Source organism: Bradyrhizobium sp. Rc3b (assembly GCF_900114915.1).
GTDB lineage: Bacteria > Pseudomonadota > Alphaproteobacteria > Rhizobiales > Xanthobacteraceae > Bradyrhizobium.
In genome coordinates this window covers 280,996-295,097 of the sequence record NZ_FOUS01000008.1, presented here as the reverse complement: position 1 = coordinate 295,097, position 14,102 = coordinate 280,996, and the positions used below count along the sequence as shown (strand labels likewise).

Annotated in this window: 10 protein-coding genes, 1 tRNA gene and 1 pseudogene; 11 read left to right on the top strand and 1 reads right to left on the bottom strand. The window is 65.6% G+C overall.

Annotated elements, in window-relative coordinates; translation table 11 throughout:
• Positions 1-9 precede the first annotated feature (9 nt).
• The 7 genes and pseudogenes from BM190_RS20665 to BM190_RS40555 all read left to right on the top strand — a co-directional run bounded on the left by BM190_RS20665 (position 10) and on the right by BM190_RS40555 (position 9,228).
• A complete protein-coding gene (locus BM190_RS20665; RefSeq protein ID WP_092258324.1) occupies positions 10-3,159 on the top strand; it encodes an efflux RND transporter permease subunit in 3,150 nt (1,049 codons plus the stop codon).
• Positions 3,159-6,263, top strand: a complete 3,105-nt coding sequence (locus BM190_RS20660; RefSeq protein WP_092258322.1) for an efflux RND transporter permease subunit — start codon at positions 3,159-3,161, stop codon at positions 6,261-6,263. The genes BM190_RS20665 and BM190_RS20660 overlap by 1 nt, the downstream gene beginning before the upstream one ends.
• 37 nt (positions 6,264-6,300) lie before the next feature.
• The gene (locus BM190_RS20655; protein ID WP_092258319.1) at positions 6,301-7,038 is read left to right on the top strand and encodes a tRNA-uridine aminocarboxypropyltransferase; all 738 of its coding nucleotides are present in this window, start codon (positions 6,301-6,303) and stop codon (positions 7,036-7,038) included.
• Positions 7,039-7,066: 28 nt separating this feature from the next.
• On the top strand, positions 7,067-7,954 hold the full coding sequence (locus BM190_RS20650) for an ABC transporter permease (protein ID WP_244550685.1): 888 nt from the start codon (positions 7,067-7,069) through the stop codon (positions 7,952-7,954).
• 163 nt (positions 7,955-8,117) lie between these two features.
• Positions 8,118-8,723 (top strand): annotated as a pseudogene (locus tag BM190_RS20645) (ABC transporter ATP-binding protein); the annotation flags it as partial.
• A gap of 84 nt (positions 8,724-8,807) precedes the next feature.
• A tRNA-Cys gene (locus BM190_RS20640) sits at positions 8,808-8,881 on the top strand.
• Between the two features lie 200 nt (positions 8,882-9,081).
• A complete protein-coding gene (locus tag BM190_RS40555) occupies positions 9,082-9,228 on the top strand; it encodes a hypothetical protein (protein WP_018320409.1) in 147 nt (48 codons plus the stop codon).
• An 82-nt stretch (positions 9,229-9,310) separates the two neighbouring features.
• Here the strand turns inward: BM190_RS40555 and BM190_RS20635 are convergent, their stop codons facing one another.
• Positions 9,311-9,508, bottom strand: coding sequence for a hypothetical protein (locus BM190_RS20635; RefSeq protein ID WP_018320410.1), 198 nt, complete (start codon positions 9,506-9,508; stop codon positions 9,311-9,313).
• Between the two features lie 260 nt (positions 9,509-9,768).
• Between BM190_RS20635 and BM190_RS20630 the strand changes: the two genes are divergently transcribed.
• The 4 genes from BM190_RS20630 (at position 9,769) to BM190_RS20615 (ending at position 13,909) form a co-directional block, all read left to right on the top strand.
• Positions 9,769-10,029 (top strand): hypothetical protein, encoded by a 261-nt coding sequence (locus BM190_RS20630; RefSeq protein WP_026202356.1) that lies wholly within the window; start codon positions 9,769-9,771, stop codon positions 10,027-10,029.
• A 329-nt stretch (positions 10,030-10,358) separates the two neighbouring features.
• Positions 10,359-11,522, top strand: coding sequence for a PspA/IM30 family protein (locus tag BM190_RS20625; protein ID WP_092258313.1), 1,164 nt, complete (start codon positions 10,359-10,361; stop codon positions 11,520-11,522).
• A gap of 10 nt (positions 11,523-11,532) precedes the next feature.
• Positions 11,533-12,192, top strand: a complete 660-nt coding sequence (locus BM190_RS20620) for an OB-fold-containig protein (protein WP_092258310.1) — start codon at positions 11,533-11,535, stop codon at positions 12,190-12,192.
• A 22-nt stretch (positions 12,193-12,214) separates the two neighbouring features.
• A complete protein-coding gene (locus tag BM190_RS20615) occupies positions 12,215-13,909 on the top strand; it encodes a flotillin family protein (RefSeq protein ID WP_092258307.1) in 1,695 nt (564 codons plus the stop codon).
• The last annotated feature ends 193 nt before the right edge of the window (positions 13,910-14,102 follow it).

The following is a 14,102-nucleotide window of genomic DNA, read 5'->3' as shown; positions in this document are numbered from 1 at the left end:
GCAGATCCCATGGGTGTCTCCGAACCCTTCATCCGCCGTCCGATCGCGACCTCACTGCTCGGCATCGCGCTGCTGATCGGCGGGCTGCTGGGCTATTTCGCGCTGCCGGTCTCGGCGCTGCCGCAGGTCGATTTCCCGACCGTGCAGGTGACCACGCAGCTTCCGGGCGCGAGCCCCGACGTGATCGCCTCGCTGATCACCGCGCCTTTGGAGCGGCAGCTTGGCCAGATCCCGTCGCTGTCGGCGATGAACTCGACGAGCTCGTTCGGTGTCAGCCAGATCTCGCTCCAGTTCGATCTCAACCGTGACATCGACGGCGCGACCCAGGACGTGCAGGCCGCGATCAACGCAGCGGCGGGCGTGCTGCCCAAGACGCTGCCTTATCCGCCGACCTACGCCAAGGTGAACCCGGCGGACGCCCCCGTGATGACGCTGGCGCTGCGCTCCGACACCATCTCGCTGAGGGCGATGAGCGACATCGCCGACACGCTCCTGGCGCAACGGCTGAGCCAGATCTCCGGCGTCGGACGGGTCTCGGTGCTGGGCGGGCTGAAGCCGGCCGTACGCATCCAGGCCGATCTGGCGCGGCTCGCCGCCTATGGCATCGCCATGGAAGATCTGCGCACTGCGATCGCCAATGCCAACGTCTCGGGGCCGAAAGGCTCGCTCGACGGCGCGCAGCAATCCTACATCATCGCGGCCAACGACCAGATCGCCGCCGCCGATGCCTACAAGCCGGTCATCATCGCTTACCGCAACGGCTCGCCGGTCACCATCGCCGACGTCGCGCAGATCGTCGATGGCCTCGAGAACGACCGCACCGGCGGCTGGTACCAGGGCACGCCCGCCGTCATCATCGACATCCAGCGCCAGCCCGGCGCCAACGTCATCGACGTCGTCAGCCAGATCCGCGCCGAAATCCCCAAGGTGCAGCGCGCGATCCCGGCCGGGGTGAACCTCACCATCGTCTCCGACCGCACCGTCACGATCCGCGCCTCGGTCCACGACGTGCAGTTCACGCTGGTTCTCAGCGTCGTGCTGGTGACGCTGGTGGTGCTGCTGTTTCTGCGCTCGCTGCGGGCCACCCTGATCGCCGGCGTGGCGCTGCCGCTGTCGCTGATCACCAGCTTCGGCATCATGTATTTCGCCGGCTTCAGCCTCGACAATCTGTCGCTGATGGCGCTGACGATCGGCACCGGCTTCGTCGTCGACGACGCCATCGTCATGATCGAGAATATCGTCCGCCACATGGAGAACGGCGACGGGCCGATGGAGGCCTCGCTGAAGGGTGCCAGCGAGATCGGCTTCACCGTGATCTCGCTGACGGTGTCGCTGATCGCGGTCTTCATCCCGCTGCTGTTCATGTCCGGCCTCGTCGGGCGCATGTTCCGTGAATTCGCGTTGACCTTGACGATCGCGGTGGTGACCTCGGCCGTGGTCTCGCTGACGCTGACGCCGATGATGTGCTCACGGCTGCTCAAGCACGCCCATGAGGAGCTGGCGGTGCCGGGCCTCGCCGCCATCAGTCGCTTCATCGACCGCACCGTGGAGGCCTATCACCGGACGCTGCTCTGGGTGCTGGAGCGCCAGCGCGCCACGCTGGTCGTGACCTTCGCCACGCTGATTGCGACCCTCGTCCTCTACGTCGTTGCGCCAAAAGGCTTCCTGCCGCTGCAGGACACTGCCTCGATCACGGCGGTGACGGAGGCGGGGCCGGACGTGTCGTTCGCGGAGATGCAGAAGCGGCAGGGCGAGGTCGCCGACACCATCAAGGCGGATCCTGACGTGGTCGGCGTGGTCTCGGTGATCGGCGCCGGCTCGGTCAATCCGACCACCAATGTCGGCCGGCTCGTCATGACCTTGAAGCCGCGCGGCGAGCGGCGCGATGATGTCAGCGTGGTCGTGAGCCGGTTGAAGCAGCGGGTGGCGGGCATTCCCGGCATGACCGTCTATTTCCAGCCGGTGCAGGACGTGCAGATCTCGACCCAGTCGAGCCGCTCGCAATACCAGTACACGCTCACCGGCACCGATGCGGCGCTGGTGTCGGAATGGGCGCGCAAGCTGGTTACGGAGATGCGGCGCGATCCCCTGTTCCGCGACGTCTCCTCGGAGGCGCAGGAAGGCGGCCTGCGGGCGCAGCTCGACGTCGATCGCACCCGCGCGGGCCAGCTCGGCGTCAGCCTGCAAGGCATCACCGATACGCTCAACGATGCCTTCGCGCAGCGCCAGATCTCGACCATCTACGGCCAGGCCAACCAGTACCGTGTGGTGCTGGAGGCGCTGCCGATGTACCAGCGCGATCCCTCGATCCTGTCAAAACTCTATCTGCCGGGCGCCGCGAGCACTACAGTCGGCGCGCCCAATGCCCAGGTGCCGCTGTCGGCCGTGGCGACGCTGAAGCGCACCACGGCCCCGCTCGCGATCTCACACCAGGCGCAATTCCCGTCCGTGTCGCTCAGCTTCAATCTCGCGCCGGGCGCCGCGCTCGGCGATGCCGTCGAGGCCGTGAAAGCGATCGAGACCCGGATCGAAATGCCCAACAGCATCGTCGGCGTCTATGCCGGCGATGCCGCTGAGTTCGCCAAGGCGCTGGCGGGACAACCCTGGCTGCTGCTTGCGGCCGTGATCACGATCTACATCGTGCTCGGCGTGCTCTATGAGAGCTACATCCATCCGATCACGATCCTGTCGACGCTGCCCTCGGCCGGCGTCGGGGCGATCCTGGCGCTGGTGTTGTGCGGGCAGGACCTGTCGGTGATCGGCCTGATCGGCATCATTTTGCTGATGGGTATCGTCAAGAAGAACGCGATCATGATGATCGACTTCGCGCTCGAGGCCGAGCGCGGGCAGGGCATGTCGCCGAACGAGGCGATCGTGCAGGCCTGCCTGTTGCGCTTCCGTCCCATCATGATGACGACACTGGCGGCGCTGTTCGGCGCCTTGCCGCTGGCGATCGAGAGCGGCACCGGCGCCGAGCTGCGGTTTCCGCTCGGAATCTCCATCATCGGCGGGCTGCTGCTCAGCCAATTGCTGACGCTCTACACCACGCCCGTGATCTACCTCGCGCTCGACCGCATCAACCGCCGCCTCGAGCAGGCGCTGCCGCCGGCCGAATCCGGCGGCCCGCCGGTCGCGGGCGCGACCGAGGGGATGCAGTGATGGCATCGATCTCGGAGCCCTTCATCCGCCGCCCGGTTGCCACCACGCTGCTGTCGATCGGGTTGTTCCTGCTGGGTGTGGTCGCCTACGATTTCCTTCCCGTCGCCTCGGTCCCGAACGTCGACTTCCCCGCCATCTTCGTCTCGGCCAGCCGGCCCGGCGCCGACCCGTCGGTTATGGCGGCCACGGTGGCTTCACCACTGGAGCGGCGGCTCGGCGAGATCTCGGGCATCAATCAGATCACCTCGACCTCGACGCTCGGCAACACCAGCATCCAGCTCCAGTTCGACATCGGCCGCAACATCGACAAGGCCGCGCGCGACGTGCAGGCGGCGATCAACGCCGCGATGGTCGATTTGCCGAGCGACCTGCCGACGCTGCCGCGCTTCCGCAAGGCCAACACGGCCGGCGCGCCCGTCTTCGTCCTGGCGCTGACCTCGAAGACGCTCTCCGCCAGCGCGATTTACGATGTCGCCGACACGGTTCTGGCGCAGCGCATCTCGCAGGTGCCTGGAGTCGGCGACGTCACGGTATCAGGCGCCGACCAGCCGGCCGTGCGGGTCCAGCTCAACCCCGTCGCGCTGTCGAACGCCGGCATCGCCACCGACGACGTCAGGACCGCGATCGTCAACGCCAACCCGCTCGGTCCTGTCGGCATCTTCAACGGCGAGCGCCAGAGCGAGACGCTGGCGCTCAACAAGCAGATGCGCACGGCGAAAGAGTTCCGCGACATCGTCATCAAGAGCGCCAACGGCAATTTCGTGCGCCTGTCCGACGTCGCCGACATCGAGGATTCCGTCCGTAACGCCCGCTCGATCGCCTGGTTCAACAAGCAGCCGGCAGTGCTGATCCAGATCACCAAGCAGGGCGATGCCAACGTCATCGACACCGTTGACAGGGTGAAGGCGCTGGTCCCCCAGCTGAAGCAGTGGATTCCGGCCGGCGTCGAGATCTCCACCCTGGTCGACCGCACCGGCACGATCCGCGCCAGCGTGCTCGATATGCAATGGACGTTGCTGGCGACCGCGGTCCTGGTGATGGTCGTGGTGTTCGTGTTCCTGCGCAGGCTGACGCCGACCATCGCGGCCGGCATCTCGGTGCCGCTGGCGCTGGCCGGCACCTGCGCCGGCATGTGGGTCGCGGGCTTCTCGATCGACAATCTGTCGCTGATGGCGCTCGCGATCTCCGTCGGCTTCGTGGTCGACGACGCCATCGTCATGATCGAGAACATGTACCGCAATCTCGAGCACGGCATGCGGCCGTTCCGGGCGGCGCAGGAGGGCGCGAAGCAGATCGGCTTCACGGTGGTCTCGATCAGCCTGTCGCTGATCGCGGCATTCACGCCGCTGATCTTCATGGACGGTATTGTCGGCCGCCTGCTGCGCGAATTCTCGCTGACGCTGACCTTCGCTATCCTGGTCTCGACGCTGGTGTCGCTCACGGTCACGCCGATGATCTGCGCTCATTACATCCGGCAGGCCACGTCCGGCACGGCGACGCTGTTCGATCGGGTGATCGAGGGCTCGCTGTCGCGCATCGTCGCCTTCTACGCCCGGACCTTGCGCACCGTGCTGGACTATCCGCTGGCGACGCTGCTGGTGTTCTTCGCCACCATCGGCCTTACGGTGACGCTCTACATCAAGGTCCCCAAGGGCTATTTCCCGACCGACGATTCCGGCTTCGTGATCGGAGCGACGCGTGCCTCGGCCGACATCTCGTTCCAGTCGATGCTCGGTCTCCAGCAGCGGCTCGCCGACATCGTGATGCAGGATCCGGCCGTGGCCGGCATCGGCTCGACCGTCGGCGCCGGAGGCGGGCCGGGGGGAGCGACCTCGAACCGCGGCATCATGTATATCAGCCTGAAGCCGCCGGAGGAGCGCGACCACGTCTCGACGCAGGTCGTGATCGACCGTCTGAGGCGCGCGCTGTACCCCGTGCCCGGCATTCGCCTCTTCATGTTCGCTGCCCAGGACGTCCGTGCCGGCGGGCGGCAGAGTGATTCCGACTTCCAGTACACGCTGACCAGCACCGACCTCGGTCTGCTGCAGAAGTGGGCGCCGATCGTGGCCAAGCGCATGGAGAGCGTCGAGGGTATCACCGACATCTCCAGCGACCGCGATCCCGGCGGGCTTCAGCTGACCCTGAACATCGATCGCCAGAAGGCCTCGGCACTCGGCGTCAGGGTTCAGGACATCGACAACGCGCTGAACAACGCCTTCTCGCAGCGGCAGATCTCGATCATCTACACCCAGCGCAACCAGTACATGACCGTGCTGGAGATCGATCCCAAGTTCCAGGTCGATCCCTCCAACCTCGAGCGCATCTACGTTGCCGGCGCGAACGACGCGCAGGTGCCGCTGTCGGCCGTGGTGCATGCGACGCGTGGGTTGGCCGCGCTCGCGGTTTATCACTCGCAGTCGTTTCCCTCGACGACGGTGTCGTTCAACCTGCTGCCGGACGTGCAGCTTCAGGCAGCGACCCAGAACATCCAGCGGGCGGTGGAGGAACTTCACATGCCCGAAGGCATCCGCGGCAGCTTCGACGGCAATGCCGGCGACTTCGCCAAGACCAGCGGCCGCCAGCCGCTCCTGATCCTCGGCGCGCTCGTGGCGATGTATATCGTGCTCGGGGTGCTCTATGAGAGTCTCGCCCATCCGCTCACGATCATCTCGACGCTGCCCTCGGCGGGGTTAGGCGCGCTGCTCGCCTTGCAGCTCACCAACACGCCGCTGACGGTGATCGCCTTCGTCGGCATCATCCTCTTGATCGGCATCGTCAAGAAGAACGGCATCATGATGGTGGATTTCGCGCTCGACGCCGAACGCCAGCGCGGCCTGTCCTCGGCGGAAGCGATCTTCGAGGCCTGCCAGGCGCGCTTCCGGCCGATCCTGATGACGACCATGGCGGCGCTGTTCGCCGGCATTCCGCTGGTGGTGGCGACCGGCCCCGGCACGGAGCTGCGCCGTCCGCTCGGCATCACCATCATCGGCGGCCTGTTCGTCTCGCAGATCCTGACGCTCTACACCACGCCGGTGATCTACCTCTTGATCGATCGCCTGCGGCGCCGGTCCGTGCCGCGCCCGGTGCCTGCGCCGGCGGAATAGGTTGTTGAAGCGCCGCATCAAGCGTATAGCGGCGCCCATGTCGAACCCGCCAGACACGGCCGCCGCGCCGGCCGATCCGATCCCCGAGTGCCCGCATTGCCAGAAGCCGATGCCGCTGTGCATCTGCGACAGCGTCACGCCAATCGAGAATCGCCTCTCACTCCTGATCCTCCAGCACCCGCAGGAGCAGGACAGGGCGCTCGGCACCGCGCGCCTGCTTGCCAGGCATTTTGCCGATGCCACGGTGCGGGTCGGCCTGTCCTGGCCGAGCCTGTCCAAGGCGTTGGGACGGCCGGTCGAGAATGCCGCGCGTTGGGCCGTGCTCTATCTCGGCTCGGCCCGCGCCGCCGATCTCGAAGCGGAAGGCGAGATCGTCGCGCTCAACCGCAAGGGCGAGGTCGCGGAGAACCAGCGCGCGATCCTCGGCAAGCTCGAAGGCGTCGTGCTGCTCGACGGCACCTGGAGCCAGGCCAAGGCGCTGTGGTGGCGCAATCCCTGGATGCTGAAATGCCAGCGCGTCATCCTCAACCCGGCGCACCCCTCGCGCTATGGCCGTCTGCGCAAGGAGCCGCGCAAGGACGGGCTCTCGACAATCGAGGCCGCGGCGACGATTCTCGCCGGGCTCGAGCGGCGTCCCGACATCGCCGAGACGCTGAATGCGAGCTTTGAACGCCTGTTAACACGCTATCGCGAGGTCCAGGCCGAGATGCCGGAATTGGCGCCAAAACCTGCCCCGAAGGGCCGGCGCGACTTCCGGCGGCGCAAACGAGCCTGACTTCGGCCCACATCATCTGTACGGTCGATTGCACCGCGACAGCCGGGCGTCTAGAGACGATCGGCCGAAACCGGTTACGATCTCCTCTCCTGTTGCGGCATCGGAGAGCGAGAACCTGAGGGGCAGTCGAATTCAGCTCGCAGCGAAGGAAATCCTGGCACAGGCGGCGCGGCCCGATCGTTGGGGCACGCTCGCGCTGATGGACATTTCGCTGCGCTACCGCCGGACCGTGATCGGCCCGCTCTGGATCACGCTGACGCTGGCCGCGACGATCGCAAGCGTCGGCACCGTCTATGCGGCCCTGTTCAAGCAGGACATCGCCACCTTCCTGCCGTCCTTCGCAGTCGGCCTGATCGTCTGGACCCTGATCGCCACGACGCTCCAGGAGGGCTCCAACATCTTCGTCGCGTCCGGCCATCTCATCAAGGCGGTGCCGGCCCCGCTGATCGTTCATGTCCTCCAGATGATCGCGCGCAACGTCCTCATCTTCGCGCATCATTTGGTGATCGTCGTGCTGCTCTACGTCGTGATGCCCTGGCCGCTGCGCTGGAGCATGCTGCTCGCGCTGCCCGGCTTCGCGATCCTGTTCCTCACGCTGCTCGGCGGCTCGGTCGCACTCGGCATGCTCTGCGCGCGCTTTCGCGATATTGGTTCGGCGATCGTCAGCGGCCTGCAATTCGTGTTCTTTCTCACGCCGATCATCTGGACCGAGGACAGCGCGCGCGGCACCGCGTTTCACTGGCTGACGCGGGTCAATCCGTTCGCGACGCTGCTCGATCTGGTGCGGCGGCCGCTGTTGTCGCAGCCGACCGATGCGGAGCAATGGCTGTTAGGGGCCCTCTATGCGATCGTCGTGGCCGTCATCGGCCTCGGCTGCTACGCAAAATACCGCCATCGTGTGGCGTATTGGCTGTGATGCGCGCATGACGATCACGGCCCACATCGTGCTTCGCGACGTCTCGGTCACGTTTCCCGTGCTGTCGTTTCGCGACCGCTCGCTGCGCAGCCGGTTCGTCAGCGCCGTGACGCTGCGGCGGAAGGCGGCGGTCTCGCACCTCATCACGGCGTTGAACGAGGTCAGCCTCGACATCCGCGCCGGCGACCGCCTCGCCATCATCGGCGCCAACGGCGCCGGCAAGACCACGCTGCTGCGGGTTCTCGCCGGCATCTACCATCCGACGGCGGGGAGCATCGACGTACGCGGCCGCTGCCTGTCGCTGTTCGATTTGCAGGCCGGCTTCGACGAGGAAGCAACCGGATACGAGAACATCATGCGGCGCGGCCTCGTGATCGGCGCGCGGCGCGCCGAGATCGACGCGCGGCGGGCGGAGATTGCCGAGTTCACCGAGCTCGGCGACCGCCTCGACCTGCCGCTGCGCACCTATTCCAGCGGCATGATGCTGCGCCTGATCTTCGCGGTCGCAACCGCGGTCGAGGGCGAGATCGTGCTGCTCGACGAATGGATCGGCGTCGGCGACCAGCAGTTCCGCAAAAAGGCGCGGCAGCGGCTGGATGAAATCGTCGCCCGCGCCGGCATCCTGGTGCTCGCCTCGCATGACATCGAGCTGATCCAGAGCACCTGCAACCGGGCGATCCTGCTGGAGCAGGGGAAGATCATCGCGGCCGGCGCAACCGATACGATTCTCGCGCGATATCTGGCGGGGTCCGGCGGGAGGAACGCGTAGCGGTTCGAAGATCCCCTGACGGCCAAAATCGGACGAAGGCGGTTGCCTAAACCCTTCATCCCCTATATTGCTCCGGCCTTACGGGGCCACGTGGCGGAGTGGTTACGCAACGGTCTGCAAAACCGTGTACACCAGTTCAATTCTGGTCGTGGCCTCCATCATATCCCTCTGATTTCCCAGCACAATTCGATCTCGCCGCCGGCTCCGCTGATGCTGCGCGCAACGTTCTGCCGACCTCAGAGGCGGATCGATCTCCGGATTTGTCCGGAGCTCGCTGGCCCCCCCGATTCAGTCTCGTTGGCATAGACTTCGCATCTGCGAAGCGATGCGACTGACATCAACGAGCGCTGGAGCACCCGTGGGCGACATCGTCCGATTTGTCCCGAAATCCGAGCTGGAGCGGGCCCGCCTCATTCGCGAGGCTCGCGCGATCTATGACAGCATCTTTCCATCGGCCGCACCCGACCGGGTGCCGCAGGATGGCGAGGATCGCATCAAGACCTGATCGGCGCAGCGCCGGGTTTCACACCCAGTGCCTACGGCAAAACGCCCGCGAAGCGGGCGCTCGGCTCAGGGTGAAAGCAGCTTCAGCAGGCCGCGTACCAGCCGTCGGGGAACGGCAGAAGGGGCCAGGCGCCCTCATTGTCATTGGCGGCTTTGGGCGTCGCGTGAAAACTCCACGAGCGGGGCACGAATTCCTCCTCCGGCGCGGGAGCAAAGTCTTCAATGACCATGGCGTCCCGGACGGCATCCAGCAGCAAGTTGAATTCGGCTTCGCTTCTCATCGCACCCTCGCAGAACGCGGATGGCGCAATGTCGCAAAGCCGGTTTGTTACCCGGTTGAGCGGATCGTTCGCATTTTAACGATCCGGCGATCGGGTCCCGATTGGTTAGCGGTTTGTGAAAATCCCCCAGGAAACTCTAGGTTCCTCCGCTGCGCCGGCAGTGTGAAAGAGATCACATCCTCGGCGGTTTATTTCTCTTAACCCCTTCGCCTACCGGCCCAATGCAGGCCGGAGCGGGCAGGGCGAACGGGAGACTGGTCATGAAGGCGAGGTTCTTGCGGTTTGCGGGTGTAAAGAGTCGGGCCCGCCGCGCCTCCACGGTCGGGCTGTTCCTGACGCTGTTTGCTTCCACCGCCCACGCGCAGGGGACAGCCGAGCAGCGCCGGGCCTGCACGCCCGACGTCTACCGGCTCTGCGCCGGCGAAATACCCAACGTCCGCGCCATCACCGCGTGCCTGCGGCGCAACCGCTCGAGCCTGAGCGAAGCCTGCCGCAGCGTGTTCGATCAGGCCGGCGGTTAAGGGCCTGTGGATGTGTGCGCAGCAAGTGGCTCGCGTCGGCTGACGAATTCGCGATAGCGGTTCTGTGGATATGCTGCGGACAGGCTGTGGATAGCCTTTGAGCCGATGCGAGTGAGAGAAAGTGAGAGAAGACGGGCTTGCCGAGCGCTCGCTGCATTTCGTCTCAAATTGCAACCCGCGCGTGCAAGAAGTCTTGATCGGGTGTGATCTAGGGGTGAACGCCCGGCTTGAACGTGCGTCCCGGGCACAACGACTAATAGTAAGCGTGCATGAGGATCAGGGAAACGTGATCAGGCCTCCTCTTCCTAAAGCACCAAAATGGTGCTTTAGTGCTTTCCATGAGCCAGTCGCCCCGAAACGCGCCGTCCGCGCTGCGTTACAGGCTTGCCCCCGATCCGGCCGCCAAGACTGCACTGGAGGCGACCTTCCAGGCCTATGACCGCATGATGGAGATCCTCGATGAGGTCGCGCGGAGCCACAATGTCGGCTCCAACGTCGTCCTGCTGCATGCCCACGCCTATGACCCGATCCGCAAACAGACCGCGCTGCCCTCGCGCCTGGTAACGCTGGGCCTGCGTGACCGCGCCGAGTATCGCGCGGCACAGGGCCGCCGTCTGCCGCTCGACGACAAGCTCGCCAAGATCAAGGGCCCGGCCACCATTTCGATCGCGACCGTGCAAGGGCGCTTCAGCGTGCCCTTCGATTATGCCGGCTATGCCGAGGGCTGGGGGCAGAGCGTGCCCGCTCGCCTCATCCGCACCGACGACGGCTTTGAAGTTCACTACGGCGTCACGCCGAACAATCTGCCAGAGGAGGAGAACGCCATGGATACCATCGCTGCCACTCCCGAAAACTTCCTGTCCCGGGTCGGGCGCCTGATCGCCGGGATCGCCTATGACGCGATCGAGCAGGCCGAAGGCAAGAACAAGCTGAAAGTGGTCAGCCAGGCCATCCGCGAGATCGAGCGCGCCGAGAGCGAAGCGCGCGACGCGCTCGCCGCTGCGCGTGCCGAGGAATATCGCCTCAACGCGCGCCGCACCGAGATCGAACGCGAGATGGCCGATCTCGCGCCCAAGATCGAGGGCGCGATCGCTGACAGCCGCGACGATCTCGCCCGCGCCGGCATCGCGCGCCAGATGGATCTGGAGGCCCAGTTCGATGTGCTCTCCCGCGCCATCGACGAGAACAACGAGAAGATCGAGCAATGCATCACCTCGCTGCGCGCGGTGCTGTCTGCGCTGCAGGACGCCGAGCAGCGCCGTGCCGATCTCGAAAAGAGCGAGGCGGCCGCAAGCCATCAGGCCTCGACGTCATCCCGAAAACAGGGCGGCGGCTCTGCGGCAGCGAAGGCGCTGCGGGCGGGCAGGGCGGTGGCACGCGCCACCGGCGTGCCGCCGGGCATTCCCTATTCGAGCGACATCGACGAGCTCAGCACGCTGCATCGCGACAAGGAAATTGCGGCGAGGCTCGCGCGGTTGAAGTCGCGCTCCTGAGTGTCGTGTCATGAGCGCTCTGCTCGAACACGTCATGTCGCCGGAGGTCAGGCCGTTCGCGATCGCGGCGGCCATGATCCTCATCGTCGGCTCGATCGAAGTGGTCTCGATGCTGGTCGGGGCTTCCTTGAGCGAAATGCTCGGGACCAACATCGATTTCGGTCACCCCAGCGACAATGGCGTGATCAACGCCATTTCCTGGATCAATGTCGGCGGCGTGCCGCTTCTGATCTTCCTGTTGCTGCTGCTCGGCGCCTTCTCCATCACCGGCTTCCTGATCCAGGACATCGCGCGAATGGTTGCGGGGCCCTTGCCGGCAACAGTGGCCTCGGTGGGGGCCGTCGTGATCTCGGTTCCGGTGGTCCGCGCTGCCAGCAGGGCGATCGCGCGGGTCATCCCCAAGGATGAAAGCTATGCCGTCGGCTTAGGGGATCTCGTCGGCCGCATCGGTGAGGTTGTCATCGGCCCGCTCGACCAGGGGCCGCCCGGCAAGGTCAGCGTCGCCGACGTCCACGGCAACCGCCATTTCGTCTGGGCGGTTGCGGCGCCGGCGTCATCGCCCCTGCCACAGGGAACGATGGTCCTGCTGGTCGATCGCGACGGCACCCGCTTCGTGGCGGTCAAGGCCGACGATGAACTCAAACCTTCCAAGCCCACTCTAAACAGCTAGCAAGTCATTATCGGAGAGCATCATGTTCGACATCGCAGTCCCGGCCATGATCGGCGTCGCGCTGATCGTCGTCCTCGGGATCGTCTTCACCATCCTCTACAAGCGCGCCACCCGCGACGAGGCCTTCGTGCGCACCGGCCTCGGCGGCAAGAAGGTCGTGCTGGACGGCGGCGCCATGATCCTGCCGATCTTCCACTCCTATGCCAGCGTCAATCTGAAGACGCTTCGGCTCACCGTGGAACGCAAGGAGCGGGAATCCCTCATCACCAAGGACCGGCTGCGCGTCGACATCGTCGCCGAATTCTACGTGCGCGTCCGGCCCGACGATGAGAGTATCGCGCTTGCGAGCCAGACGCTGGGCGCACTGACCAATGACGCCGAAGCCCTGCGCAACCAGGTCGAGGCGAAATTCGTCGACGGCCTGCGCTCGGTCGCGGCGACCATGAGCATCCTCGAACTCCAGGAGAAGCGCTCGGACTTCGTCAAACATGTGCAGGCGACAGTCGAATCCGACGTCAAATCCAACGGCCTCGAGCTTGAATCCGTGTCGCTCACGAAGCTCGACCAGACCGACGTCAAGTTCTTCAACCCGGAAAACTTCTTCGACGCCGAAGGTCTCACCCAGCTCAAGACCGTCACCGAGACGCGCCGGCGTGACCGCAACGCCATCGTGCGCGACAACGAGGTGGCGATCGCCCAGAAGGACCTCGAGGCGCGGCAGCAGACCCTCGGCATCGAGCGGACCAAGAAGGAGGCCGAGCTGTCGCAGGAGCGCGACATCGCCAACAAGACCGCGAGCACCCGCGCCGAGGTCGCAACCGCGACGCAGACCGCGCGCCTCACTGAGGAGAATGCCCGCATCGATACCGACAGGGCGGTCGCCGAGAAGGAGGCGGGCGCCAAGCAGGTCAAGGAAACCGCGGTGATCGAGTCGGATCTGGCGATCAACAAGCGCAAGACCGACGCCCAGCGCGAGATCCAGATCGCGACCCAAGAGAACGAGATCCAGATCGCGTCCAAGAGCAAGCAGACCTCGGAGGCCGTTGCCGAGGCCAAGACCGCCGAAGCGATCGCGGTCTCCGCGGAGGAAAAGGTCGTGACCGCACGCGCGGTCGAGGTCGCCGATCGTGCCCGTCTCACCCAGGTGCTGGCCGCGCGGACCGAGGCCGAGCGCAAATCGACGGAGCTGATCGTCGCGGCCGAAGCCGAGAAGAAGGCCTCGCTCGATCGCGCCGAGGCCGTGAAGACGCTGGCCACCGCGGAAGCCGAGTCCAACAAGATCAAGGCCGTGGGTGTGCGCAACATCGGCGAGGCGGAAGCGGCCGTCATCACCATGAAGAACGAGGCGCAGAACAAGCTCGGCAGCAACGTCATCGACTTCGAGATCGCCAAGAAGCGGATCGAGACGATGCCGTCGGCGCTGGCCGAGATGGTCAAGCCCATCGCCAACCTGAAGGACGTCCGTATCCTGCACACCGGCGGCGCGTTCGGCGGCAACGGCACCAGTGGAGGCAATGTCGGCTTCGGCGAGGGCCTCGCTGGCGAGCTGCTCAAGGTGCACGCGCTGCGTCCGATGATCGACGAGATCCTGCGCCAGAGCGGCTTTGCGCCCGGCGAGGATCCCGTGAAGGCGCTGGTCGGCGCCGTGACCGGGAAGAGCAACGGCGCCGCCGTGCCCGCGCCGGCACCGGAGAAGACGAACACCGCCGATCTATGAATGCCCGTTCATTGCTGCGGAGAATTCGAATCGATAAACAGGCTGAGCGCGTCTCGCGTCGCGCAACGTGCCGGAGTGACGATCGATCGTCTTGAACCTTTCGATCGCACTCCGGACGGATCTTCCAAGGCAACGACATTGGTTGCCGCGGCGCCTGCGCCGATCGACGCCAGGCGCTGAAGCCTGTTTCGAT

Bases quoted from the DNA above. Each gene is read 5' to 3' on its own strand.
- BM190_RS20665 (WP_092258324.1), top strand. From the start codon at position 10: ATGGGTGTCTCCGAACCCTTCATCCGCCGTCCGATCGCGACCTCACTG.
- BM190_RS20660 (WP_092258322.1), top strand. From the start codon at position 3,159: ATGGCATCGATCTCGGAGCCCTTCATCCGCCGCCCGGTTGCCACCACG.
- BM190_RS20655 (WP_092258319.1), top strand. From the start codon at position 6,301: ATGTCGAACCCGCCAGACACGGCCGCCGCGCCGGCCGATCCGATCCCC.
- BM190_RS20635 (WP_018320410.1), bottom strand. From the start codon at position 9,508: ATGAGAAGCGAAGCCGAATTCAACTTGCTGCTGGATGCCGTCCGGGAC.
- BM190_RS20630 (WP_026202356.1), top strand. From the start codon at position 9,769: ATGAAGGCGAGGTTCTTGCGGTTTGCGGGTGTAAAGAGTCGGGCCCGC.
- BM190_RS20620 (WP_092258310.1), top strand. From the start codon at position 11,533: ATGAGCGCTCTGCTCGAACACGTCATGTCGCCGGAGGTCAGGCCGTTC.
- BM190_RS20615 (WP_092258307.1), top strand. From the start codon at position 12,215: ATGTTCGACATCGCAGTCCCGGCCATGATCGGCGTCGCGCTGATCGTC.